Here is a 24999-nt window from a genome sequence, read left to right as displayed (position 1 = left end):
CGTCAGGCGACCGTGCCCCAGACCAGATTCCCCTTGTGGAACGTCGCGGTGCGCGGAGAAATGCGCGCCACCGCCTCGGCGGAACAGGAGGCGTCAACCAGCACAAAGCTGGCGTCGTCCTGCGCTTTAGGCCACACGCGCTCACCTTTGTCGTTCAGCGGCAGCACGTCGCCGGTGGCGATGCCCAGCGCCCGCGAAAGCGTCTGCTCGTTCGGGCGAATATAGAGCTGGGCGTAGAGGTTGGCTTTCTCCAGCATGTCCCCCAGACCGTACGGCGACCAGTGGTCGATCACGCTGTCGGTACCGGTCATGACAAACACGCCTTTATCACGTAACTGCTTCAGCGGCATGTGCAGGGTGCCAATCGGCACGGTCGAGGCGATGGTTACCTGCTGTGCCGCCATGCGGGTGGCGATCTCATCCACCTGCTGTTCGTTAAGCGTGGCCAGCGCGAAGGCGTGGCTGATGGTCAGCTTCCCCTTCAGCGCCGGCGTTTTCTCCACGGTTTCTACCATGTAGTTCACCGCCGCCACGCCCGCCGGGCTGGTTTCATGCAGGTGAATATCCACCCCTTTGTCGTAATCCAGCGCAATCTGGAACATGGTATCTAGCGATTTCTCCATCGCGCCGTCGACGCTGGTTGGGTCCAGCCCGCCCACATAATGCGCCCCCGCCTGCATCGCCTCGCGCATCAGCTTTTCAGAATTCGACAGCAGCAGGCCGTGCTGCGGGAAGGCAACGATTTCGCAGTCAAAGCCTGCGCCCCGGCGCGCCAGTACCGCCTGCAAATTTTCCAGGTTTTTCAGGCCGGAAACCGGCTCTATGTTGCAGTGGCTGCGGGCGATGGTGGACCCTTTGGACTGGATCAGGTCGATCAGCTTTTCGGCGCGTTCTTGCGTGTAGGGCTGTAACTCCGGCAGCAGCTTCTGCTCCAGGCGGATCATGTCCTGAATGGTGGTGCCCGCCGGACGGTTCAGGGAGCGCCATGGGCCGCCGTAGAAGGTTTTATCCAGATGAATGTGCATGTCGCGCATCGCCGGGAGCATCAGCTTTTTGCCCGCGTCGAAGTGCGGCAGGGCCGCATCAGTGTGGCTGTTGTTGTCGAGCAGGGCGACGATTTTCCCGTCTTTGATTTCCAGCGTTTTCAGCTCGGTGCGTGTGCTTGTCGCCACGCTGCCGTCGTAGTTAAACCCGGCTTCCAGCAGCACGTTGTCGAGATAGTAATGTTTTGCGGTGATGTTCATCGGTTTACCCGTCTCGCAGGTTGCCTTTACAGAATCGGCAGCATACGCGACGGAACCCATGGCGCCAAACAGCGCGCAGGCAGTAACCATTTTGCCGCTCTGGCTGATAAACTCGCGGCGGCTTTTATTCTCACTCATCTTATCTTCCTTCATTAATAATATGGGTACCCGTTTCACCGCGCAGCGCTGCGGGCAGGCAGTCCGGCGAGGTGATGATTACGCGCCTGCCGCCATGGCGTAAAAATTCCAGCGAAGCGACGATTTTTGGCAACATGCTGCCCGCCGGGAAGTGGCCCTCATCCATGTAGCGCGTCATCTGCGCCACGTTGACGGTATCCAGCGCCTGCTGGTTCGGCTTGCCGAAGTTCACGCACACTTTCTCCACGCCGGTGGTGATCACCAGCACGTCGGCGCGGATCTCGCGCGCCAGCAGCGCGGTGGAGAGATCTTTATCGATAACCGCATCCACGCTCTGGTAATCGCCCTGTTCACTGCGCACCACGGGAATGCCTCCACCGCCCGCGCCGATGACCACAAAACCTTTCTGCGTTAGCGCCTTAATCGCATCCGCCTCGACGATGCGCCGCGGCTGGGGCGAGGCCACCACGCGGCGATAGCCCCGGCCTGAATCCTCGACAAAATGCCAGTCCGGGTGCGCGAGCTGTAGCTCGTCGCGCTGCGCCTCGCTGAAGAACGCGCCGATCGGTTTTGTCGGGTGCGTAAAGCCGGGATCGTTTTTATCCACCTCCACCTGGGTGACGACCGTGACCGCCTTTTGCTCGCCACGCGCCGCCAGGCGGTTGTTGAGCGCCTGCTGGATCAGGTAGCCGATGCCGCCCTGGGTATCCGCCACGCAGTTTGCCAGCGGGGTCAGCGGCAGCCCTTCCCGCTCGTGGGCGATTTCGGCGCGGCGCAGATCCAGCCCCACCTGCGGGCCATTGCCATGGGTGAGCACGATGTCATAGTCCGAGGCCAGCATTTCGAGCACCGACTCAGCCACCGCTTTGACCGCCTGCGCCTGATGCTCAATCGACTGGCTGGCGTTGTCTTTGATAATGCTGTTGCCGCCGATGGCGACGACCATAAGCTCTTTCATTTTGTTTCCTTTAGAAGGTGCGTTCTGGTGCCCTCACCCCGGCCCTCTCCCACAGGGAGAGGGGGATTAACAGAGGTATCCAGCACATGCTTCACCACAAACATCCCGCCCATCATCAGGTAGGCCGTGACAAACATCAGGGAACTGCCCTCGGCAAAGCCCACCACCGGGGCGTGGATCACGCCAAACAGCGCCAGCAGGGCGCCTCCTGCGGCGGCGACGGCCCCGCGCAGCGGTTTGTTGATAATGGCGAAGATGGCGATACAGCCCCAGAGCATGCTGGCGAGCGGCGCGCCGTTGCCGAGATGCATCAGGCCTTCGTAGTAGATCCCCTTGCTGTGCAGCACGTCGGTGCCGATTTTCGCCGCGCTGGTCCCCGCGGCGCTCATCACGCTGTTCATCATGGTCAGCGCCCAGTTGGCGATCCACGGGAACAGGCAGATGAAGATGACGGGCACCTCCACTTTCGGGGTTTCCCTCACCACCTGGTTGGCGGTGACGACGCCGATAAACACCAGAATCGGCACGATGGCGGTCATCGGTATGATGGCGAGCATAAAGGCCCCCAGCCCGAACAGCGGCACGATGAACATGGTCACGCCGGACGCCAGGGTGTAGCCGATGCTGGCGCCCATCGCTTTCCAGCCAGGATGGCCGACGTAGACCGTGACCGGGAACGGATTGCCCATCAGGCAGCCGAGCATCGAGGCCAGACCGTTCGCCAGCATTACCTTGCGGGTCGGGTATTCATCCCCCGCCGCGTGGGCGCTTTCGATGTTCTCCAGGTCAAAGATGTAGTTTGCCAGCCCCAGCGGTACGGCGGACGCCAGATAAGGCAGCGCGTGCGGCAGCCCCTGCATAAAGCTGTCCACGTGCACTTCCGGCGGGTTAAAGCCGAAGGATGACATGGACGCTTTAATGGCATCCGGGCTTTGCAGGCCAGAGATCCACGCAAGTAGAGTACCGGCAATTAACAGCAGCAGGCCGGTCGGGATACGGGCGAAAATCGGCTTTTTACCGAACCAGTTAATGAAGATCAGCAGCAGGACGATAAACGACACGGTCGGCGCTTCGAACGCCTGCAACATCGGGTTCATCGCCAGCAGCAGCAAGCCAAGACCGGACAGGCACGACAGCAGCACGGTGCGCGGGATCATCTTGCGGATGGTTTCCCCCAGGAAGGAACCGCCCGCGAGGATCATCGCTTCCACAAAGCACCACACCAGGCCAATCTGAATCGCGAAATCCGCATCGCCAGTTTGCTGGTAAACCGGCATTAAGACCAGGAAGGTCACGGTAAAAATCGACGGCGCGCTCGGGCCGGACGGCAACGCGGTGACGTCCGTTCGTCCGGTAGCGCGCGCCATTTGCAGGCCAAACCACGTATAGCAAAGACTCGCCACCAGCACCGCCAGCCCGAAGGCTGGCGCGATGCGTCCATAAACAATCTCCTTCGGGATGCCGACGACAAAAATGAGCAACCCCATCATGGTCAGCAAATTGGTCAGGTTGTTGGTCATCAACCCGAAATAAGCTGCCCAGTCACCTCTTTTCCACTCCAGTTTCATGTTTTTCATGGATGCATACCTTATAGAACGTAGCGATCGCGGAAGGTCAACAGCGCCTTTTCAAAACAGCTAAACGGCGGGTGAACGATGCCCGCCCCAATCATGCCGATCCCGGCGTCCTTGTGGGCAATGGCGGTATTAATGACCGGCAGAATGCCGCTGCCCGCGACCTTCGTGATGTCGATGGCGGTCGGGATCCCCATAAAGGAGAGCAGCGGAATGGTGACGTTCGGGTTTTCGCCGAGGGTGATTTCGCGCATCTGGCGAGAAAAATCGATGGCTTCCTCCACCGTGCCGCCCACCAGTGCCACGATTGCCGGGGCCGTCGCCATCGCAAAGCCGCCGATGCCGTAGGTTTCAGTGATGGCGCTGTCGCCGATATCCAGCCCGGAGTCTTCCGGCTTGTAGCCCGCGAACATCGGGCCAATCACCTGCTGCGCCGGGCCGGTGAACCACTGCCCCGGCAGGCCGGAAACGCGCAGGCCGAACTCGTAGCCGTTGCGCGCCATGGTGGTGACGACGGTGCTGTACTCAATGCCGTGGGCAGCATCCAGCGCGGCCTTACACATCGCCATCCACGTCGGACCGGAGAAATAGTCGCTGCTGGCGACAAACTCGAACACTTCACGCTGCTGCGTCACCGGATAGCCCGCCTGGATCAGCCCCGGCGTCAGCGCCTGAATAAGCAGCGTGGTGCCCGCGTTGTTGCGATTGTGGCACTCGTCGCCCATGTGCAGCGCCTGGGCCAGCATCAGGCGCAGGTCGATTTCGCCGATAATGTTCATGGCGTCGCGCAGCATCGGGCCGAGCACGTCGCGCATCCAGTTCAGACGATCGATCACGCTCTGGTCATTAGCCCCCATGCGCAGGATCTTCGCCATCTGCTCGCTGAGGTTGGTGAAGGCGCGGTTGCCGTAAGTTTTGTTCTCAACGATGTGCATAAACATCGACGCGGAGGTGACGCCCGCCATAGAGCCCACACAGTCGTGCTCGTGGCACGGTGAGAAGGTGATGTCGCCTGACGCCGCCAGCCTTGCGGCGTCCTCCAGATCCGTCGCCAGCCCTTCAAACACCAGCGCGCCGGTAACCGCGCCTTTCATCGCACCGCACATGTTTTCCCAGGTAACTGGCGGACCGGCGTGCAGAATGGTCGTGCGGGTCATGCCTGGCACCACGTTGATGGCCTGGTCATAGCCCACCAGCACCGGATGGGACTGAATAATCCGCTCCAGGGCAATTTTGTTCGCGGCGGCAATTTTCTCCGCCAGCGGTTTTTCCGCCAGCTGGTCGAGCGCTTCAACAACCTGCATATTGCCCTGCCCCGGCGGCGTCCAGTCGAGCTGGGTCACGGGAACGTGCTGCTTTTTGAGGTCGTCGCTGAACATCGCAATGCCGACGTTAATGACGTTTAGCGGCTGGTTGAATAAAGTGGTCATTATGCTTTCTCCCCTTTGCAGACAAATTCGCGTGCCAGTAATCCGGTGTTGGTGCTGCTGCTGGCCCAGATGACGCCTGCGTCGGTCAGCAGCTGGCACTGCTGCGCCAGCGACTGCGGATCCTGATCGGTGCCGAGCACGTAGCCGAGAATTTCCAGCGGACGGTTGTCGGCGTTCGCGATCGCCTGTGCCTCTTTGATCGCCTCGATCATCACCCCCACCGGATCGTCGTGCGCGCCAAAGCCCAGCACGAAGTCCATCACGATGACGCCCACCTGCGGATCGCGCGCCTCCTGTAGCAGGCGGCTGATGCGGTTGGTCGGGTCGATCATTGGGTGTGGCTTGCCGTTGGTGAAATCATCGTCACCGAAATCAAGGAAGGTGTGGGCCTGGCTAACGCTGATATCTTTCAGATGCCTGGCCGGGTCCGGCTGGATGTTGCTGTAAACATCGTCAAACTTCTCCAGCGCGGCAAACATCGCTTCGTCGCACAGGGTGCCGCCGCAGAACAGGCCGCGAATGTACTTCTGTTGCGACGTCAGGCGGGTGCGTACCTCTTCGATCAGCGGCCAGTTGAGCGGATGTAAATCCAGGTCGTCTTTTTTAATGCCGGTAAGCAGCACCGCTTTCAGGGCCGCCTCTTTGGTGCCACGAGCAAACTGCAAACCGTCTTCATCGGCAGGCGGTTCGTTGCGGCCCAGGAAGCACACAACTACAGGCTTGCGGCAGGCGCGAGCCCGGGCCAGCACCTTCTCAGCCACCGCGGGTGCTGGCGGTTTGGAGATGAGCGCTATCACCCGAGTCGCGTCGTCCGCCTCCAGCATGTCGATGGCGTCGAGCATCATCAGGCCGCCGATCTTCTCGCTGAGATCGCGTCCGCCGGTGCCGATCAGCTGCGACACGCCGCCGCCGAACTCATGAATGCGCACGCTCAGCTCCTGGCTGCCGGTACCGGAGGCGCCAACGATGCCAATCGGCCCGCGACGCACCGCGTTGGCGAAGCACAGCCCCGCGCCGTTGATAATGGCGGTGCCGCAGTCTGGCCCCATCATCAGCAGACCCTTTTCATGCGCCAGCTGCTTCAGCGCCAGCTCGTCGTCGAGCGATACGTTATCGGAGAAAAGCATCACGTTAAGATCGTTTTCCAGCGCCTGACGCGCTTCCCGGGCGGCGAAGGTGCCGTTGACGGAAATCACCGCCAGGTTGCTGTCCGGACGATGGGTTTTGGCGCTGGCAATCGACGCGTAGCGTGCTTCATGGGAGCCCGTGCGCTCTTTACGCGTGAACAGCGCTTCAATGGCGGCCAGGGTTTCATCATTTGCCGCGTCGCCTTTAATCACGATCATCAGGTCGCCATTTTTCGCGTCCGCTAATTCCGGCGTTAATAGCCCGAGGTTTTTTAATACGCCTTTGTTCATTTCCGTCGCCATCGCCACAAACGCCTGCTCGACGCCCGGCAATTTATTGGCTTTGGTGGAAACCGACATTAAGGAAACCGAATCGAAATACGTATTCTTTTTTATGACGATTTTGGTTGGCATTATTTTCACCTGTTTAAGATAAAAGGGGGCCGCCGTCGTGCTAAATGCACGTCGGTAACAATGCGTTTTTTCAGTAACGGCCAGCCAGGTGAAGGCTGACCGAATGCGCTACGCGCCTGCCGCCAGCAGCAGGTCTGCGATCGCGTTGAAGCCTTTTTCCCGTGCCAGTTCGAGCGGGGTTTTGCCGTATTTATCGGTCATGTGCGGGTTCGCGCCGTGATCCAGCAGCAGCTTCACAATTTCCTGCTGCTTTGCGCCGCCGTCGTTTAATACGATGGCCTCCAGCAGCGGCGTCCAGCCGACAAAATTGGTGTGGTTGACATTGATGTCGGTTTTTTCCAGCAGCTCACGCACGATTTCAACGTGCCCTTTTTCACTGGCAGGGGTAATGCCCACGCCACCAAAGCGCGTCAGACGGTCGAGATCCGGATCCGCCGGAAGGAGAATGCGCAGCAGGGTTAAATCATTGGTCAGGCAGCTGATCAGGAAGGAGTTAAAACAGGTCTGGTCCTGTTTATCAATATCCGCCCCGGCGGCAATTAAAAATTCCACACAGGCGTAATGCTTTTTCAGGCTGGCAATAATAATGGCGGTTCTTTTCTGGCGGTTGGTTACGTTAATATCCACGCCTTTTTCCAGGCAGGCTTTTAGCGCGTCGATATTGCCCTCTTCTGCCGCCAGCAGAAATTCTGTAACCAGTGCAGTTGCAGACATATTCAGACTCCCTATGTTTCACTTCTGATGACCTGAGAATAGCAACAGCCTGGTCATAAAAGAATCCGCTTAAAAATGATTCATCGACACGCAATTCATTGTTGAGTTAAATTCAACGGTCCGGCAGAAACGTGCGTCTGTGCAACCTTTTTCTTATGTTTTACCGCTTTTACACGCTTCAGGCTGCATTATCCTTATGGCTGAAAAAGCCTTACACAGCGCGGCCCTACGTAAAAATACAGAACTGTGACCACCATCAACTATGAAGTAACGCCAGTGTTAAAATATGTTCAAAACTGATGGTCACCAGGAGCCATAATATGAATTCCATCTTTACCGAAGAGAATTTGCTGGCCTTCACCACCGCGGCACGTTTTGGCAGTTTTAGCAAAGCGGCTGCCGAGCTGGGCGTAACCACCTCGGCAATCAGTTACACCATCAAACGCATGGAGACCGGCCTGGACGTGGTGCTGTTTGTACGCAACACGCGCAGCATTGAGCTGACCGAATCCGGTTTTTATTTTTATCGTAAAGCGACCGACCTGCTGAATGACTTTCATGCCATCAAGCGCGGGATTGATACCATTTCTCAGGGCATTGAGACGCGAGTGCGCATCTGCATAAATCAGCTTTTGTATACGCCACGCCATACCGCGCGTTTGCTCCAGGTGCTGAAAAAACAGTTTCCCACCTGCCAGATCACGGTGACGACCGAGGTGTATAACGGCGTCTGGGATTCCATCATTAATAATCAGGCCAATATCGCCATTGGCGCGCCGGATACGCTGCTGGACGGCGGCGGCATTGATTATACCGAGATAGGCGCGATCCGCTGGGTATTTGCCATCGCGCCCACGCATCCGCTGGCGTTCGCCCCTGAGCCCATCTCCGAAAGTCAGCTGCGTCTGTATCCCAATATCATGGTCGAGGATACCGCGCATACCATCAATAAGAAGGTGGGCTGGCTGCTTCACGGTCAGGAGGCGATTCTGGTGCCGGACTTCAACACGAAATGCCAGTGTCAGATCCTGGGGGAAGGTATTGGATTTTTACCGGAATACATGACGCGTGAGGCGGTGGAGGATGGGCTGCTGGTAACGCGGCGAATCAATAATCCGCGCCAGGATTCGCGCATGCTGCTCGCCACGCAGCATGCGGCGACCGGTCAGGTCACGCGCTGGATAAAACAGCAATTTGGCCCCGAAGGCGTGCTGACCCGGATCTACAGTGACTTACTGTGGCGTACCTAGCTCTTCGTCTGAACCCAAAATGCGTGGATAAGACCGGGGAAGTAGCCCAGGATGGTCAGAAGGATATTCAGAATAAACGCCCAGCCCAGCCCCTTGCCAAGCAGCACGCCCAGCGGCGGGAGAATAATCGTAAAAAGAACGCGCCAAAAACCCATAAATAACTCCGTGCAAGCTAACCAATTGAAAATTATAAAAGACACTTCTCTAAGCGTAGCCAGTTTAAGGGTAACTGCCATTCATCTCTCGCGCTTTTACCTGCCTTTACCCTCTTTACACTGGCTTAAACCCGGCCTTAAATGCTCTACTGTTCTGAAATTGACCGTAAGGAAACATAATGTCTCTTCCTCTTATTTCGCCGCAGCAGGCAAACGCGCTTATTGCTGAAGGCGCCAAACTTATCGATATTCGCGACCCCGACGAGTATGCCCGCGAGCATATTCCGGCGGCGCACTCCATTCCGCTGGATTCGTTACCCGGCGGGCTTAACGCGGCGCCGGGAGAAACGGTGATTTTCCACTGTCAGTCCGGCGCACGAACCTCAAACAATGCTGCTCGTCTGGCGCAGGCAGCATCCCCTGCGAACGCCTGTGTGGTTGAGGGAGGCATTCAGGGCTGGAAACAGGCCGGGCTGCTGACCGTTGAAGATCGATCGCAGCCGCTTCCGCTGATGCGTCAGGTGCAGATCGCTGCCGGGCTGCTGATCCTCTGCGGCGTGGTGTTGGGTTACAGCGTCTCCAGCGGTTTTTTCCTGCTGAGCGGTTTTGTGGGCGCCGGGCTGCTGTTCGCCGGAGTGACAGGTTTTTGCGGTATGGCGCGACTTCTGAAAGTGATGCCGTGGAACCGACGTACCTGATAAGGAGTATCTGAAAGATTAGGCTGTACCCCGTCCCGGACGTGGGCTATGGTGAAGATCATGACAATGATGAGGAGGTGCTATGTTTTCTGTCGGTGATTATGTCCAACCGCGTCAGGGCGGTCCGAAACTGAAAGTGCTCGAAGTGAATGGTGAAAACATTGTGGCCGTGCAGGCCAGCGATGAGCAGGGCGAGAAATATCACCTGAAAGCGGCGGACGTAGTTCTGTACTCCGAAGAAGGTGACTTTGGCGTCTGCTAAGTCAATAATCGGGCGGAATACACCGCCCGAATAATCATCAGATCAGGAAATCGTCCAGCGATTTACCGTTTGCCAGTGCGGTCGCAATTGGCTTTGGCGTACGTCCCTGACCGGTCCAGGTTTTTTCTTCACCGTTCGCGTCAATAAAACGATATTTCGCCGCACGCGCTTTACGTTTTTTCGTCGGCTGACCCGCCTGCGCCAGGTCACTGCCTAACAGATCGCTCGGAGAAATACCGTCAGCTTTCATCAGTTCCAGCAGAGCATTAATTTTATCCTGCTGTTCAGCGCGTTGACGCTCTAATTCAGCCTGCTCGCTGCGTTTTTCTTCAGTGACAATCCGGAATTTTTCCAGCACTTCTTCCAGAACATCCATGGATAATTCACGTGCCAGCGCCCGGAGGGTACGAATATTATTAAGATTCTGTAACGTTAAAGCCATAATAATGAAAAACCTTTCTTCGTGTGTATAACATAAATCAGGCAACAGAATAATTGATTTTGGTTCTGATATCTACCCACCGTGACGTTTTGACATTATTGTAAATGTTTTAGAATATCCCGTTAATATAACCCTGGAATATATGTCTGTTTTAAAGCGTAATATACCGCCCTTCCCCAGGCCAAAAAACCCTGTTTTAAACCGTTCAAAAAACCGCCTCCAAAATCCCACACAACAAAGGTTTCACACGCGCATAGATAATCTAATTCATTGATATATTTCACTAAAATAGGCACGAGGAGAGAAAATAACGAAGCGCGCAAAAAACGCACATTTTTAGAGAATTTTATGGCTAAAGCGCCAGAAAATAAAAATTAATCACTACTTGTTAGTTAAAAGCCAGAGAGATACGCTATACACTCAAAACAAACCAACCTAAAGCACTAAAGGCCGCAGGTAAAACGCCACTTTTTTGTCCTGTTCGAGGAGTTCAGACATGTTCTCACCGCAGTCTCGCCTGCGCCATGCGGTAGCGGATACGTTCGCGATGGTCGTTTACTGTTCCGTCGTGAATATGCTGATTGAAATTTTCCTGTCGGGAATGTCCTTTGAGCAATCTCTCTCGTCGCGCCTGGTGGCCATTCCGGTGAATATCATGATCGCCTGGCCGTACGGCCTGTACCGCGATGCAGTGATGCGTTTAGCCCGGCGTATTAGCCCGGCGGGTTGGGTAAAAAACCTGGCGGACGTGCTGGCTTACGTGACGTTCCAGTCCCCGGTGTATGTGTTTATTTTGCTGACGGTGGGCGCAGACTGGCATCAAATCGCCGCTGCGGTAAGTTCAAATATCGTGGTATCCATGCTGATGGGTGCGGTGTACGGTTACTTTCTTGACTACTGCCGCCGCCTGTTCAAAGTCAGCCCTTATAGCCAGGCAAAAGCGTAAGGTAAGGCGACTGGCTCATGCCAGTCGCAGAGTTATTGTACGTCGCCAAACAGCCCTTTCAGGAATCGCTCCAGCGCCATACGCGAGCTGAAACCGTGCGGAATACCATAATGTTCATGCGTCTCGCCGCCTAAATAGAGCGGAAATTGCTGATAATGATCGCAGGTTTTAATATCCGAGGCGGGCTCAGCAAATGACAGGCTTCTGTCTTTGAGTGTCGGGTGAATAATGAGAGCAGTACGCCCCATTCTTGCTTCACGGTTGACGTAAACATAATTCTCACCACGGCGATATCCGTACGCTTTTGATGTTACCTCATCCATGGTGAACCCTTCTTTTTCAAGAACGCGCGCCACCTCATCGGGTCGTAAATACATATCTTTTCCTCATTATCATTCCTGCCCGGCAACCTTACAGTATTCAGCATTAGCAGGGCTTTCAGAATATTCCATAAACTGCCCGATAAGCCGTGACTCGCTTCAGATATTACATTTCTGGACTAAACTTAACGGGAACACAAATTATGGAGGATCGTATGTTTAACAGACCGAACCGAAACGATATTAATGACGACACACAGGATATTCGTAACGATGTCAGCCAATTAGCGGACACGCTGGAAGCCGTATTGAAATCCTGGGGCTCTGACGCGAAGGACGAAGCAGATGCCGCGAAACGTAAGGCTCAGTCTCTGCTGCGTGAAACGCGGGCAAGGATGAACGGCCGCTCACGTACCACTCAGGCGGCCTGCGACATGGCCAGCTGCGCCACCACCTTCGTACGTGAAAAACCGCTTTGTACGCTGGGAACGGTCGCGGCGGTCGGGATTTTTGTCGGCGCCCTGCTTAGTCTGCGTAAGTAAGCGCGCGTTCTTAGCCCCGGTAGCCTCAGGCGCCGGGGCTTTTCTTTGCCTGACAACCTGAAAAAACCGTACAGCCCGCCCTGCCCCGCCAGGCTCATCATCGGGGCCTTATTAATCTGAATTTCCCATATCTTGTGTGGTTGAAACTTATATAAACTACATCTAGTATTCCCTTTAGTAAGACACACACAATATGACGCGTTTACTCGCGCCGTCCTCTCATTCTAAATGGAAATGCGAATCATGAGCATTATTATTTACACTCGTAACGATTGTGTTCAGTGCCACGCCACGAAACGGGCGATGGAGAGCCGCGGCGTGGCATTTGAGATGGTCAATATTGATCAGGTGCCCGACGCGGCAGACACCCTGCGGGCGCAGGGTTTCCGTCAGCTTCCGGTTGTGGTTGCCGGCGACACCAGCTGGTCTGGCTTCCGTCCGGACATGATCAACCGCCTTGCCGCTCAGGGCGTCAGTGCATGAGCACGCTGGTCTACTTTTCCAGCAGCTCGGAAAACACGCTTCGGTTTATGGAGCGTCTCGGGCTGCCCGCGATACGCATTCCGCTGAACGAGCGGGAGCGTATTCAGGTAGACGAACCCTACATTCTGGTGGTGCCCAGCTATGGCGGTGGCGGCACCGCAGGGGCTGTGCCTCGTCAGGTGATCCGCTTTCTGAACGATCCCCATAACCGACAGCTTATTCGCGGCGTGATCGCCGCAGGCAATCGCAACTTCGGCGAGGCCTTTGCCCGCGCCGGGGATGTCATCTCTCAAAAATGCGGCGTGCCGTATCTCTATCGTTTTGAACTGATGGGGACACAGCAGGACGTAGAGAACGTGCGTAAAGGAGTGAACGAATTTTGGCAACGACAACCGCAGAGCGCGTGATTCAGGCAACGCCGGATTACCACGCATTAAACGCCATGCTAAACCTCTATGACCGGGAGGGGCGCATTCAGTTTGATAAAGATCGTGAGGCGGTGGACGCCTTTTTTGCCGCTCATGTGCGCCCGAACAGCATCGTTTTTGGCAGCCAGCAGGAACGTCTCGACTGGCTGGTAAAAGAGGGTTATTACGAAGAGCGTGTCCTGACCCGCTACGACCGCGCCTTCGTGGTGGCATTGTTTGAACGGGCGCACGCCAGCGGTTTTCGCTTCCAGACGTTTCTCGGCGCGTGGAAGTATTACACCAGCTACACCCTGAAAACCTTTGACGGCAAACGCTATTTAGAAAGCTTTGAAGATCGGGTGGTGATGGTGGCGCTGACGCTGGCGCAGGGCGATGAAGTGCTGGCCGAAAGTCTCACGGAGGAGATCCTCTCCGGCCGCTTCCAGCCCGCCACGCCAACGTTCCTTAACTGCGGGAAAGCCCAGCGCGGCGAGCTGGTCTCCTGCTTCCTGCTGCGTATTGAAGACAATATGGAGTCGATTGGCCGTGCGGTAAATTCGGCGCTACAGCTTTCGAAACGCGGCGGCGGTGTGGCATTTCTGCTTTCGAACCTGCGGGAAGCGGGCGCGCCGATTAAGCGCATCGAAAATCAGTCCTCCGGCGTCATCCCGGTGATGAAGATGCTGGAAGATGCCTTTTCGTACGCCAACCAGCTTGGCGCGCGTCAGGGCGCGGGTGCGGTTTATCTGCACGCGCACCACCCGGACATTCTGCGTTTTCTGGATACCAAACGTGAAAACGCCGATGAAAAGATCCGCATTAAAACCCTGTCGCTCGGCGTGGTGATCCCGGATATCACGTTTAAGCTGGCTAAAGAGAATGCCGACATGGCGCTCTTCTCACCGTATGATGTTGAGCGGATTTACGGCAAAGCCTTTGGCGACGTGGCGATAAGCGAGCTGTACGACGAGCTGGTGGCCGACGATCGCATTCGTAAAAAAACCATCAACGCCCGGGATTTCTTCCAGACGCTGGCTGAAATTCAGTTTGAATCCGGTTATCCGTACATCATGTACGAGGATACGGTGAACCGCGCCAACCCGATTGGCGGGCGCATCAACATGAGCAATCTGTGCTCGGAGATTTTGCAGGTCAACAGCGCGTCCAGCTACGACGAGAACCTCGACTACGCGGACGTGGGCAAGGATATCTCCTGTAACCTCGGGTCGCTGAATATTGCCCACACCATGGACTCTCCCGATTTTGGCCGCACGGTAGAGACCGCCATTCGCGGACTGACGGCGGTATCAGACATGAGCCACATCCGCAGCGTACCGTCTATTGAAGCGGGCAACGCCGCGTCGCATGCCATCGGCCTTGGGCAGATGAACCTGCACGGCTATCTGGCGCGGGAGGGCATCGCCTACGGCAGCCCCGAAGGGCTGGATTTCACCAACCTTTATTTCTACACCGTCACCTGGCATGCGGTGCATACCTCGATGATGCTGGCGCGCGAACGCCACCAGCGGTTCGCAGGCTTTGAGCAGTCCCGCTACGCCAGCGGAGAGTATTTCAGCCAGTATCTGGAAGGCGACTGGCAGCCGAAAACCGAAAAAGTACGCGCGCTGTTTGCCCGCGCTGGCATCACCCTGCCGACGCGTGAGATGTGGCAACAGCTGCGTGAAGAGGTGATGCGCTACGGCATTTATAACCAGAACCTTCAGGCGGTGCCGCCAACCGGCTCCATTTCCTATATCAATCACGCCACGTCGAGCATCCACCCCATCGTGTCGAAGATTGAAATCCGTAAGGAAGGCAAAACCGGGCGCGTCTACTACCCTGCCCCGTATATGACCAATGAGAATCTGGCTCTGTACCAGGACGCCTATGAAATTGGCCCGGAAAAGATCATTGATACCTACGCCGAGGCGACTAAACATGTGGATCAGGGGCTGTCGCTGACGCTCTTCTTCCCGGACACCGCCACCACGCGGGATATCAACAAAGCGCAGATCTACGCCTGGAAGAAAGGCATCAAAACGCTGTACTACATTCGCCTGCGCCAGCTCGCGCTGGAAGGCACCGAAATTGAAGGCTGCGTGTCCTGCGCGCTGTAAGGAGAAAGGATGAAACTGTCACGCGTAAGCGCCGTTAACTGGAACAAAATTCAGGATGATAAAGACCTGGAGGTATGGAACCGCCTGACCAGCAACTTCTGGCTGCCGGAAAAGGTGCCGCTCTCCAACGATATTCCGGCCTGGCAAACTCTGAGCCATGCCGAGCAGCAGCTGACAATCCGCGTCTTCACCGGCCTGACGCTGCTGGACACCATTCAGAATACCGTGGGTGCGCCCGCGCTGATGAGTGATGCGCTGACCCCGCACGAGGAGGCGGTAATGTCGAATATCAGCTTTATGGAGGCGGTGCATGCCCGCTCTTACAGCTCGATTTTCTCCACTCTGTGCCAGACCAGGGACGTGGACGCCGCCTACGCCTGGAGTGAAGAGAGCGCGTCATTGCAGCGCAAGGCAGATCTGGTGCTGGAATATTACCGGGCCGACGAGCCGCTGAAGAAGAAGATCGCCAGCGTATTCCTGGAATCTTTCCTCTTCTATTCCGGCTTCTGGCTGCCTATGTACTGGTCGAGCCGGGGCAAGCTCACCAACACCGCCGATTTGATTCGCCTCATCATCCGCGATGAAGCGGTACACGGGTATTACATCGGCTATAAGTACCAGAAAGGACTGGAGAAAGCCACCCCGGAAAAACGCGAGGAACTCAAAGGTTTTGCCCTCGATTTACTGATGGATCTGTATGACAACGAGCTGAGCTATACCGAGGAGCTGTACGCCGGAACGGGCTGGGAAGAGGACGTAAAAGCCTTCCTCTGCTACAACGCCAACAAAGCGCTGATGAACCTGGGCTACGAAGCGTTATTCCCACCAGACATGGCGGAAGTGAACCCGGCGATCCTCGCGGCGCTGTCGCCCAACGCCGATGAAAACCACGACTTCTTTTCCGGGTCCGGTTCGTCGTACGTGATGGGTAAAGCGGTGGAGACGCAAGACGAGGACTGGGATTTTTAATGAATGAATTAACGTTCATTAATTAACTCTGCATTTCATTATTTCCAGCCAAATATTCCACCAGGTACTACACTGTAATTTCCCCATCATATTCGCCTGAAACACACCGATTCAGGCGAAATTTCCCCATGCAGCAGCAAAAAATTGAGAAAAATTCAAACCGCCCTCAGCCCTTTATTCATGGGAAATTCAGCCGTTTCGCTTGCGGCAAAATTCTGGCCTTCGGCTGGCCCAGGGTTGTCTCAGATTCTGAGTATGTTAGGGTAATGCCAGTTAACTATTTACCATGGTAATCATATCGACATAAACAAATAACAGGACACTCTCTATTGCATGGCAATTAAATTAGAAGTGAAAAATCTTTATAAAGTATTTGGCGAGCACCCGCAGCGTGCTTTCAAATATATTGAGAAAGGCCTTTCGAAAGAGCAAATTCTGGAAAAAACCGGGCTATCGCTTGGCGTTAAAGACGCCAGTCTGGCCATTGAAGAAGGCGAGATTTTTGTCATCATGGGATTATCCGGCTCGGGTAAATCCACTATGGTTCGCCTTCTCAATCGCCTGATTGAACCCACCCGCGGGCAGGTGCTGATTGACGGCGTGGATATCGCCAGAATATCCGACGCTGAGCTTCGCGAGGTGCGCAGAAAGAAGATTGCGATGGTGTTCCAGTCATTCGCGCTGATGCCGCACATGACGGTGCTGGATAATACCGCCTTTGGCATGGAATTAGCCGGTACGCCCGCTCAGGAACGTCAGGAAAAAGCCCTTGATGCGCTACGTCAGGTTGGGCTGGAGAATTATGCACATGCCTACCCGGATGAACTTTCCGGCGGTATGCGTCAGCGTGTGGGATTAGCGCGCGCATTAGCGATTAATCCGGATATTTTATTAATGGACGAAGCCTTCTCGGCGCTCGATCCCTTAATTCGCACCGAGATGCAGGATGAGCTGGTAAAATTACAGGCCAAACATCAGCGCACCATTGTTTTTATTTCTCACGATTTGGATGAAGCCATGCGTATTGGTGACCGTATCGCCATTATGCAAAATGGTGAAGTGGTGCAGGTCGGCACACCGGATGAAATTCTCAATAATCCGGCGAATGATTATGTGCGCACCTTCTTCCGCGGCGTGGATATTAGCCACGTATTCAGTGCGAAAGATATTGCCCGTCGAACACCAAACGGCATTATTCGAAAAACGCCAGGTTTTGGTCCGCGCTCCGCGCTGAAGCTGTTGCAGGACGAAGACCGTGAATACGGTTATCTGGTTGAACGCGGCAATAAATTTGTCGGCGTGGTCTCCATCGACTCCCTGAAAACCGCCCTGAGCGAAAACCAGGGAATCGATGCAGCGTTGATTGACGCTCCGCTTGCCGTGGACGCCGAAACGCCGCTCAGCGAGTTGCTCTCTCACGTGGGTCAGGCGCCGTGCGCCGTGCCGGTCGTCGGTGAAGAACAACAGTACGTTGGCATCATCTCAAAACGGATGCTGCTACAGGCTTTAGATCGCGAGGGGACAAACAATGGCTGATCAATCAAACCCATGGGGCACCACTGAAGCAGCGGACAGCGCGGCGCAATCTGCCGATGCGTGGGGTTCGACGCCTGCGCCTGCCGATGGCGGCGGCGCGGCAGACTGGCTCAACAGCGCACCAGCGCCTGCCCCAGAGCATTTCAATATTATGGATCCGTTCCACAAGACGCTGATCCCGCTGGATAGCTGGGTAACGGAGGGGATCGACTGGGTCGTTACCCACTTCCGTCCGGTGTTCCAGGGGATCCGCATCCCGGTGGATTACATCCTGAACGGCTTCCAGCAGCTGATGCTGGGCATGCCCGCGCCGGTGGCGATTATCCTGTTCTCGCTGTTCGCATGGCAGTTCGGCAGCGCGGGTATGGGGATCGCCACGCTGATCTCCCTGATTGCCATCGGCGCGATTGGCGCGTGGTCTCAGGCGATGATCACCCTGGCGCTGGTGCTGACCGCCCTGCTGTTCTGCGTGGCGATCGGCCTGCCGATGGGGATCTGGCTGGCGCGCAGCCCCCGGGCCGCGAAAATTATCCGCCCGCTGCTGGATGCGATGCAGACCACGCCAGCGTTCGTTTACCTGGTGCCTATCGTGATGCTGTTCGGCATCGGTAACGTACCGGGGGTGGTCGTGACCATTATCTTCGCCCTTCCGCCAATTATTCGTCTGACCATTCTGGGCATTAACCAGGTGCCTGCGGATCTGATAGAGGCATCGCGCTCGTTCGGCGCCAGCCCGCGTCAGATGCTGTTTAAGGTTCAGCTTCCGCTGGCGATGCCGACCATTATGGCAGGTGTTAACCAGACGCTGATGCTGGCGCTGTCGATGGTGGTGATCGCCTCAATGATTGCCGTTGGCGGGTTAGGTCAGATGGTACTGCGCGGCATTGGCCGTCTCGATATGGGGCTGGCGACCGTCGGCGGCGTCGGGATTGTGATCCTCGCCATCATTCTTGACCGCCTGACCCAGGCTGTCGGTCGTGATTCACGCAGTCGCGGCAACCGTCGCTGGTACACCACCGGCCCTGTCGGGTTACTCACCCGCCCATTCACAAAATAAGGAACAACGATGCGACATAACGTACTTTTTGCCACAGCGTTTGCGACCCTTGTCTCCACCAGCGCAGTTGCCGCTGACCTGCCGGGCAAAGGCATTACCGTGCAGCCGGTGCAGAGCACCATTTCGGAAGAGTCCTTCCAGACCCAGATTGTCAGCCGTGCGCTGGAGAAACTGGGCTATACGGTGAATACCGCCAGCGAAGTGGATTACAACGTGGGCTATACCTCCATTGCCTCCGGCGATGCCACCTTTACCGCCGTGAACTGGCAGCCGCTGCACGACGATATGTATGCCGCCGCAGGCGGTGACAAGAAATTCTACCGCGAAGGCACCTTTGTGACTGGCGCTGCGCAGGGATATTTGATCGACAAGAAAACCGCCGATAAGTATCACATCACCAATATTGAACAGCTGAAAGATCCGAAGATCGCCAAACTCTTTGATACCAACGGTGACGGCAAAGCCGACATGATGGGCTGCTCGCCGGGCTGGGGCTGTGAAGCGGTAATTAACCACCAGAACAAAGCCTTCGATCTGGCGAAGACCGTCGACGTGAGCCACGGCAATTACTCTGCGATGATGGCCGACACCATCGCCCGCTTTAAAGAAGGCAAGCCGGTGATCTACTACACCTGGACGCCGTACTGGGTGAGCGACGTGCTGAAGCCGGGCAAAGACGTGGTGTGGTTGCAGGTGCCCTTCTCTTCCCTGCCGGGCGAGCAGAAAGATATCGACACCAAACTGCCAAATGGCATGAACTATGGCTTCCCGGTGAATACCATGCATATCGTGGCGAACAAAGCCTGGGCCGAGAAAAACCCTGCGGCGGCGAAGCTGTTCTCGGTGATGAAACTGCCGCTGGCTGACATTAACGCCCAGAACGCGATGATGCACGCGGGTAAATCATCCGAAGCAGATATCAAAGGCCACGTGGATGGCTGGATCAAAGCCCACCAGCAGCAGTTCGATGGCTGGGTGAAAGAGGCGCTTGAGGCGCAGAAGTAAAGTACTTTCCCCTCACCCCAGCCCTCTCCCGAAGGGAGAGGGTGTTAGCGTTCCCTCTCCCTTCGGGAGAGGGTTAGGGTGAGGGGCTTAACCGCACAAACACACACATAACAATTCCCCAACATTCACCATCATTGGTTATTATGTTTCCGGAAAAATAATCACTTAACTCACGATTCCTGAAACTAATGACAAAAACAACTCAAGGGCTTAGCCCCGCACTCATCCTTTTAATGTCCGTGGCAACGGGTCTGGCCGTCGCCAGCAACTATTACGCACAACCACTGCTCGACACCATCGCACGCGCCTTCGATCTTTCAGCCAGCTCCGCCGGCTTTATTGTCACCGCAGCACAGCTCGGCTATGCGGCCGGGCTGCTGTTCCTGGTGCCATTAGGCGATATGTTTGAGCGCCGGATGCTTATCGTCTCCATGACGCTGCTGGCGGCGGGCGGAATGTTGATCACCGCCAGCAGCCAGTCGTTAACGATGATGATTATCGGCACCGCGCTGACGGGGCTGTTCTCGGTGGTGGCGCAAATTCTGGTTCCCCTCGCCGCGACGCTGGCTTCCCCGGAAAAACGCGGCAAAGTGGTCGGTACTATCATGAGCGGCCTGCTGCTGGGCATCCTGCTGGCGCGAACCGTTGCCGGGCTGCTGGCGAGCCTCGGCGGCTGGCGCACCGTTTACTGGGTGGCGAGCGTGCTGATGCTTATCATGGCGCTGGCCCTGTGGCGCGGCCTGCCAAAGGTGAAGCAGGAAAATCACCTGAACTATCCGCAGCTCCTCGCCTCCGTTTTCAGCCTCTTCACCCGGGATAAACTCCTGCGCACGCGCGCCATTCTGGGGTGTCTCACCTTCGCCAACTTCAGCATCTTATGGACGTCGATGGCGTTTCTGCTCGCCGCGCCACCGTTTAACTACTCAGAAGGCGTGATTGGCCTGTTCGGGCTGGCAGGCGCGGCTGGCGCACTGGGCGCGCGCCCGGCGGGTGGGCTGGCCGATAAAGGTAAATCTCATATGACCACCTCCGCAGGGCTGGTTTTACTCCTGCTCTCCTGGGCGGCCATCTGGTACGGACACGTCTCCGTGCTGGCGCTGATTGTCGGTATTCTGGTGCTAGACCTCACCGTGCAGGGCGTACACATCACCAACCAGACCGTGATTTACCGCATGAAGCCGGACGCCCGTAACCGTCTGACGGCCGGGTACATGACCAGCTACTTTATCGGCGGCGCGGCGGGCTCGCTCATCTCAGCCTCCGCCTGGCAGCATGCGGGCTGGACGGGCGTGTGCGCCATCGGCGCCATCGTCGCGGCGATAAATCTGCTGGTATGGTGGCGCGGCTATCACCGTCAGGAAGCAATTCACTAAGTTTTACATTGCTTTGGGCCCCCCGGGGTGTAAAGGGGGCCTGCATCTGTTAAGGTAACAGCAATCATTTATCCCAGAAATTTTACTGTGTGTGACATATTTACTACCGGCATGAATAGTTCAGACCCCTGTCCTCACATCCCCTCTTTCGCGGGTACACACCCCACACTCTCTGTGCTCACCGGGTCACGGATTTACCCGGCGCTTTCTGATGGTGACATACGTTTGGCGGATATAACCGCACAAATAATTCATTTACATTATTTGTCACTGTCGTTACTATATCGGCTGTAATTAATGAGGTTATGCCCAAAATGGATAGTTCGTTTACGCCCATTGAACAAATGCTTAAGTTCCGCGCCAGTCGTCATGAGGACTTCCCGTATCAGGAAATTCTGCTGACCCGCCTGTGCATGCACATGCAGGGTAAGCTGCTGGAAAATCGTAACAAGATGCTGAAAGCGCAAGGGATTAACGAGACGTTGTTTATGGCGTTGATTACGCTGGAGTCTCAGGAAAATCACAGCATTCAGCCATCGGAACTGAGCTGTGCGCTGGGGTCATCCCGTACCAATGCAACCCGTATCGCGGATGAACTGGAAAAGCGCGGCTGGATTGAACGCCGTGAAAGCGATAACGATCGCCGCTGCCTGCATCTGCAACTGACCGAGAAAGGTCACGAATTCTTGCGCGAAGTGCTGCCACCGCAGCACAACTGCCTGCACCAGCTCTGGTCTGCCCTCAGCACCGCCGAGCGCGACCAGCTTGAGCATATTACTCGCAAGCTGCTCACCCGTCTGGACCAGATGGATGAAGATGGCGTCATCCTTGAGGCGCTGCGCTAACGCGACGATCCGCTCAACATTCCAGATTGCTAAAAAGAAAAACTGACAGGCCAGCACGTGAAACTGCTGGCCTTTCTGACAACAGGTCGGCTCAGCCGATGTGAAAATAAAAAGATCGTGGAGAACAACAATGAGCGCAAATGCGGAGAACACCCCCCCGCAGCAACCGGTCAACAAAAAGGGCAAACGTAAGAGCGCCCTTATTCTGCTGACCTTGCTCTTTATTATTATTGCCGTGGCATATGGGATCTATTGGTTTTTAGTCTTGCGTCATGTTGAAGAGACAGACGATGCATACGTGGCAGGGAATCAGGTTCAAATCATGGCCCAGGTGTCAGGCAGCGTGACGAAAGTCTGGGCTGATAACACCGACTTTGTGAAAAAAGGCGATGTGCTGGTCACGCTCGATCCTACCGACGCCCAACAGGCTTTTGAAAAAGCACAGACGGCGCTGGCCTCCAGCGTTCGCCAGACCCGCCAGCTGATGATCAACAGCAAGCAGCTTCAGGCCAATATCGACGTGCAGAAAACGGCGCTGGCTCAGGCGCAGAGCGACCTCAATCGTCGTGTTCCTCTCGGCACCGCCAACCTGATTGGCCGTGAAGAGTTGCAGCACGCCCGCGATGCGGTGGCCAGCGCACAGGCGCAGCTGGACGTGGCGATCCAACAGTACAACGCTAATCAGGCGATGGTGCTGGGTACTTCTCTGGAAAACCAGCCGGCGGTGAAACAGGCGGCGACCGAAGTGCGTAACGCATGGCTTGCCCTGCAACGTACCAAAATCGTCAGCCCGATGACCGGCTACGTTTCCCGTCGTTCCGTACAGCCAGGGGCGCAGATTAGCACCACCACGCCGCTGATGGCGGTCGTTCCGGCGAACAATCTGTGGGTCGATGCGAACTTCAAAGAGACCCAGCTGGCGCATATGCGTATCGGCCAAACCGCAACTGTGGTCAGCGATATTTACGGCGATGACATCAAGTACACCGGGAAAGTGGTCGGTCTGGACATGGGGACCGGCAGCGCGTTTAGCCTGCTGCCTGCACAGAACGCCACCGGCAACTGGATCAAAGTGGTACAGCGCTTGCCTGTGCGTATCGAACTGGATCCTAAGCAGCTGGCAGACCATCCGCTGCGAATTGGCCTTTCCACGCTGGTGACGGTCGATACCGCCAACCGCGACGGTCAGATCCTCGCAAGCCAGGTGCGCAGTACGCCAGCTTATGAAAGTAACGCCCGTGAAATTAGCCTCGATCCGGTCAATAAGCTGATCGATGACATCGTGAAGGCAAACGCCGGTTAAGCCGAAGGTGAGCGTTATGCAACAGCAAAAGCCGCAAAAACCGCTGGAGGGGGCGCAACTGGTCATTATGACCATTGCGCTGTCGCTGGCGACATTCATGCAGGTGCTGGACTCCACCATCGCAAACGTGGCGATCCCTACGATCGCCGGGAACCTTGGCTCATCGCTGAGCCAGGGGACCTGGGTCATTACCTCGTTCGGGGTGGCGAACGCCATCTCCATTCCCATCACCGGCTGGCTGGCGAAGCGCGTCGGTGAAGTGAAGCTGTTCCTTTGGTCGACGATCCTGTTCGTGCTGGCCTCCTGGGCCTGCGGCATGTCCAGTAGCCTGACGATGCTGATTTTCTTCCGCGTCATCCAGGGGATTGTCGCCGGGCCGTTGATTCCGCTGTCGCAGAGTTTGCTGCTGAACAACTATCCGCCCGCCAAACGCTCCATCGCGCTCGCGCTGTGGTCGATGACGGTGATTGTCGCCCCAATTTGCGGGCCAATCCTCGGCGGCTATATCAGCGATAACTATCACTGGGGCTGGATCTTCTTCATCAACGTACCCATCGGTGCGCTGGTGGTACTGATGACGCTACAGTCTTTGCGTGGTCGCGAAACGCGGACTGAACAGCGGCGGATCGACGGCATCGGGCTGGCACTGCTGGTTGTCGGCATCGGCAGCCTGCAAATCATGCTCGACCGCGGCAAAGAGCTGGACTGGTTCGCCTCTACGGAAATCATCGTGCTGACGGTGGTCGCTGTGGTGGCCATCAGCTTCCTGATTGTCTGGGAGCTGACGGACGATAACCCGATAGTCGACCTCTCGTTGTTTAAATCGCGAAACTTCACCATCGGCTGCCTGTGTATCAGCCTCGCCTATATGCTCTACTTCGGCGCGATTGTTCTGCTGCCGCAGCTGTTGCAGGAGGTGTACGGCTATACCGCAACCTGGGCGGGGCTGGCCTCCGCGCCGGTGGGGTTAATTCCGGTTCTGCTGTCGCCGATTATTGGCCGTTTCGCCCATAAGCTCGACATGCGCAGGCTGGTGACGTTCAGCTTCATCATGTACGCCGTGTGCTTCTACTGGCGCGCGTATACGTTTGAACCGGGAATGGACTTTGGCGCCTCCGCGTGGCCACAGTTTATTCAGGGCTTCGCCGTAGCGTGCTTCTTCATGCCGCTGACCACCATTACGCTTTCCGGCTTGCCGCCTGAGCGGATGGCGGCGGCATCGAGCCTGTCGAACTTCACCCGTACGCTGGCGGGCTCCATCGGGACATCGATCACCACCACGCTGTGGACCAACCGGGAATCGATGCACCATGCTCAACTCACCGAAGCGGTGAACCCGTTCAACCCTAACGCTCAGCAGATGTATAGCCAGCTTGAGGGGATGGGGATGACGGAGCAGCAGGCGTCCGGCTGGCTTGCCCAGCAGATCACCAACCAGGGGCTGATTATCTCGGCAAACGAGATTTTCTGGATATCGGCGGGGATCTTTATCGTCCTGCTGGGGCTGGTGTGGTTTGCCAAACCACCGTTTGGGGCCGGTAGCGGGGGCGGTGGGGCGCATTAGCCCTCATTACAGGACGCCTTACCCGGCCTACGATCGTAGGCCCGGTAAGCGCAGCGCCACCGGGCAACTTCTACGGTTGTCCAAAACGCGACAGCGATTGTCAGTTCCGATAAAGCAGCGCGCCTG

General features: G+C 56.4%; 25 protein-coding genes. 16 read left to right on the top strand and 9 right to left on the bottom strand.

Translation table 11 applies throughout. The features are described from left to right. Positions 1-2: 2 nt before the first annotated feature. The 6 genes from ACOTXD_RS02940 to ACOTXD_RS02915 form a co-directional block, all read right to left on the bottom strand. Entirely contained in the window at positions 3-1382 is a 1380-nt protein-coding gene (locus ACOTXD_RS02940; protein WP_058672811.1) for an amidohydrolase family protein, read from the bottom strand. 1 nt (position 1383) lies between these two features. Then, on the bottom strand, positions 1384-2340 hold the full coding sequence (locus ACOTXD_RS02935; protein ID WP_022651711.1) for a carbamate kinase family protein: 957 nt from the start codon (positions 2338-2340) through the stop codon (positions 1384-1386). After that, positions 2337-3917 (bottom strand): hypothetical protein, encoded by a 1581-nt coding sequence (locus ACOTXD_RS02930; RefSeq protein ID WP_022651712.1) that lies wholly within the window; start codon positions 3915-3917, stop codon positions 2337-2339. The genes ACOTXD_RS02935 and ACOTXD_RS02930 overlap by 4 nt, the downstream gene beginning before the upstream one ends. Before the next feature lie 11 nt (positions 3918-3928). Next, complete coding sequence (locus ACOTXD_RS02925; RefSeq protein WP_061856237.1) at positions 3929-5344, bottom strand: DUF1116 domain-containing protein; 1416 nt, start codon at positions 5342-5344, stop codon at positions 3929-3931. Continuing rightward, a complete protein-coding gene (fdrA, locus tag ACOTXD_RS02920) occupies positions 5344-6885 on the bottom strand; it encodes an acyl-CoA synthetase FdrA (RefSeq protein ID WP_100154185.1) in 1542 nt (513 codons plus the stop codon). Before fdrA ends, ACOTXD_RS02925 begins: the two co-directional genes overlap by 1 nt. A 108-nt stretch (positions 6886-6993) precedes the next feature. Next, positions 6994-7599 carry an ankyrin repeat domain-containing protein gene (locus ACOTXD_RS02915; protein ID WP_061856239.1) on the bottom strand — a complete coding sequence of 202 codons (606 nt, stop codon included), beginning with the start codon at positions 7597-7599 and terminating at the stop codon, positions 6994-6996. A 320-nt stretch (positions 7600-7919) separates the two neighbouring features. On the opposite strand from ACOTXD_RS02915, the gene ACOTXD_RS02910 reads away from it, so the two are divergent. Beyond that, positions 7920-8849, top strand: a complete 930-nt coding sequence (locus ACOTXD_RS02910; RefSeq protein ID WP_015571650.1) for a LysR substrate-binding domain-containing protein — start codon at positions 7920-7922, stop codon at positions 8847-8849. Here the strand turns inward: ACOTXD_RS02910 and ACOTXD_RS02905 are convergent. Further along, positions 8846-9004, bottom strand: a complete 159-nt coding sequence (locus ACOTXD_RS02905) for a YqaE/Pmp3 family membrane protein (protein ID WP_023314704.1) — start codon at positions 9002-9004, stop codon at positions 8846-8848. The two genes, ACOTXD_RS02910 and ACOTXD_RS02905, sit on opposite strands and share 4 nt — an antisense overlap. A gap of 179 nt (positions 9005-9183) precedes the next feature. Between ACOTXD_RS02905 and ACOTXD_RS02900 the strand changes: the two genes are divergently transcribed. Together ACOTXD_RS02900 and ACOTXD_RS02895 are read left to right on the top strand one after the other, a co-directional pair. Beyond that, the gene (locus ACOTXD_RS02900) at positions 9184-9702 is read left to right on the top strand and encodes a rhodanese family protein (protein WP_032609995.1); all 519 of its coding nucleotides are present in this window, start codon (positions 9184-9186) and stop codon (positions 9700-9702) included. Between the two features lie 82 nt (positions 9703-9784). Continuing rightward, positions 9785-9964 (top strand): hypothetical protein, encoded by a 180-nt coding sequence (locus ACOTXD_RS02895; RefSeq protein WP_003862199.1) that lies wholly within the window; start codon positions 9785-9787, stop codon positions 9962-9964. A 37-nt stretch (positions 9965-10001) separates the two neighbouring features. Here the strand turns inward: ACOTXD_RS02895 and stpA are convergent, their stop codons facing one another. Then, a complete protein-coding gene (stpA, locus tag ACOTXD_RS02890) occupies positions 10002-10406 on the bottom strand; it encodes a DNA-binding protein StpA (protein ID WP_022651717.1) in 405 nt (134 codons plus the stop codon). Positions 10407-10902: 496 nt separating this feature from the next. Here stpA and alaE point away from each other — a divergent pair, with 496 nt between their 5' ends. Further along, positions 10903-11352 (top strand): L-alanine exporter AlaE, encoded by a 450-nt coding sequence (gene alaE / locus ACOTXD_RS02885; RefSeq protein WP_022651718.1) that lies wholly within the window; start codon positions 10903-10905, stop codon positions 11350-11352. 32 nt (positions 11353-11384) lie between these two features. Here alaE and ACOTXD_RS02880 read toward each other — a convergent pair whose 3' ends face one another. Next, positions 11385-11729, bottom strand: a complete 345-nt coding sequence (locus tag ACOTXD_RS02880) for a DUF2002 family protein (RefSeq protein ID WP_006811693.1) — start codon at positions 11727-11729, stop codon at positions 11385-11387. Between the two features lie 158 nt (positions 11730-11887). Between ACOTXD_RS02880 and ACOTXD_RS02875 the strand changes: the two genes are divergently transcribed. The 12 genes from ACOTXD_RS02875 to emrB all read left to right on the top strand — a co-directional run bounded on the left by ACOTXD_RS02875 (position 11888) and on the right by emrB (position 24873). Next, on the top strand, positions 11888-12214 hold the full coding sequence (locus ACOTXD_RS02875) for a DUF883 domain-containing protein (RefSeq protein WP_017382769.1): 327 nt from the start codon (positions 11888-11890) through the stop codon (positions 12212-12214). 243 nt (positions 12215-12457) lie between these two features. Then, entirely contained in the window at positions 12458-12697 is a 240-nt protein-coding gene (gene nrdH, locus ACOTXD_RS02870; protein ID WP_017382770.1) for a glutaredoxin-like protein NrdH, read from the top strand. Further along, complete coding sequence (gene nrdI, locus ACOTXD_RS02865) at positions 12694-13104, top strand: class Ib ribonucleoside-diphosphate reductase assembly flavoprotein NrdI (protein WP_003862188.1); 411 nt, start codon at positions 12694-12696, stop codon at positions 13102-13104. The genes nrdH and nrdI overlap by 4 nt, the downstream gene beginning before the upstream one ends. Further along, on the top strand, positions 13077-15221 hold the full coding sequence (gene nrdE / locus ACOTXD_RS02860; protein ID WP_061856240.1) for a class 1b ribonucleoside-diphosphate reductase subunit alpha: 2145 nt from the start codon (positions 13077-13079) through the stop codon (positions 15219-15221). The genes nrdI and nrdE overlap by 28 nt, the downstream gene beginning before the upstream one ends. 9 nt (positions 15222-15230) lie before the next feature. Then, positions 15231-16190 (top strand): class 1b ribonucleoside-diphosphate reductase subunit beta, encoded by a 960-nt coding sequence (gene nrdF, locus ACOTXD_RS02855; protein ID WP_061856241.1) that lies wholly within the window; start codon positions 15231-15233, stop codon positions 16188-16190. Between the two features lie 333 nt (positions 16191-16523). Beyond that, complete coding sequence (gene proV, locus ACOTXD_RS02850) at positions 16524-17726, top strand: glycine betaine/L-proline ABC transporter ATP-binding protein ProV (protein ID WP_022649131.1); 1203 nt, start codon at positions 16524-16526, stop codon at positions 17724-17726. Beyond that, positions 17719-18783, top strand: coding sequence for a glycine betaine/L-proline ABC transporter permease ProW (gene proW / locus ACOTXD_RS02845; RefSeq protein WP_061856242.1), 1065 nt, complete (start codon positions 17719-17721; stop codon positions 18781-18783). The genes proV and proW overlap by 8 nt, the downstream gene beginning before the upstream one ends. 9 nt (positions 18784-18792) lie before the next feature. Further along, positions 18793-19788, top strand: a complete 996-nt coding sequence (gene proX / locus ACOTXD_RS02840) for a glycine betaine/L-proline ABC transporter substrate-binding protein ProX (RefSeq protein WP_017382774.1) — start codon at positions 18793-18795, stop codon at positions 19786-19788. A 188-nt stretch (positions 19789-19976) separates the two neighbouring features. Beyond that, positions 19977-21161 (top strand): MFS transporter, encoded by a 1185-nt coding sequence (locus ACOTXD_RS02835; protein WP_032610002.1) that lies wholly within the window; start codon positions 19977-19979, stop codon positions 21159-21161. A gap of 314 nt (positions 21162-21475) precedes the next feature. Next, entirely contained in the window at positions 21476-22006 is a 531-nt protein-coding gene (gene emrR, locus ACOTXD_RS02830; protein ID WP_017694792.1) for a multidrug efflux transporter EmrAB transcriptional repressor EmrR, read from the top strand. A gap of 130 nt (positions 22007-22136) precedes the next feature. Next, entirely contained in the window at positions 22137-23309 is a 1173-nt protein-coding gene (emrA, locus tag ACOTXD_RS02825) for a multidrug efflux MFS transporter periplasmic adaptor subunit EmrA (protein WP_022651722.1), read from the top strand. A 16-nt stretch (positions 23310-23325) separates the two neighbouring features. Next, a complete protein-coding gene (emrB, locus tag ACOTXD_RS02820) occupies positions 23326-24873 on the top strand; it encodes a multidrug efflux MFS transporter permease subunit EmrB (protein WP_006811709.1) in 1548 nt (515 codons plus the stop codon). Positions 24874-24999: the final 126 nt, after the last annotated feature.

Origin of the sequence: Enterobacter cloacae complex sp. CDL013, assembly GCF_049238805.1 — a bacterium.
Lineage (GTDB): Bacteria > Pseudomonadota > Gammaproteobacteria > Enterobacterales > Enterobacteriaceae > Enterobacter > Enterobacter hormaechei_C.
Note: the sequence above shows the minus strand (reverse complement) of the source record. Positions and strands in the feature narration are given on the sequence as shown.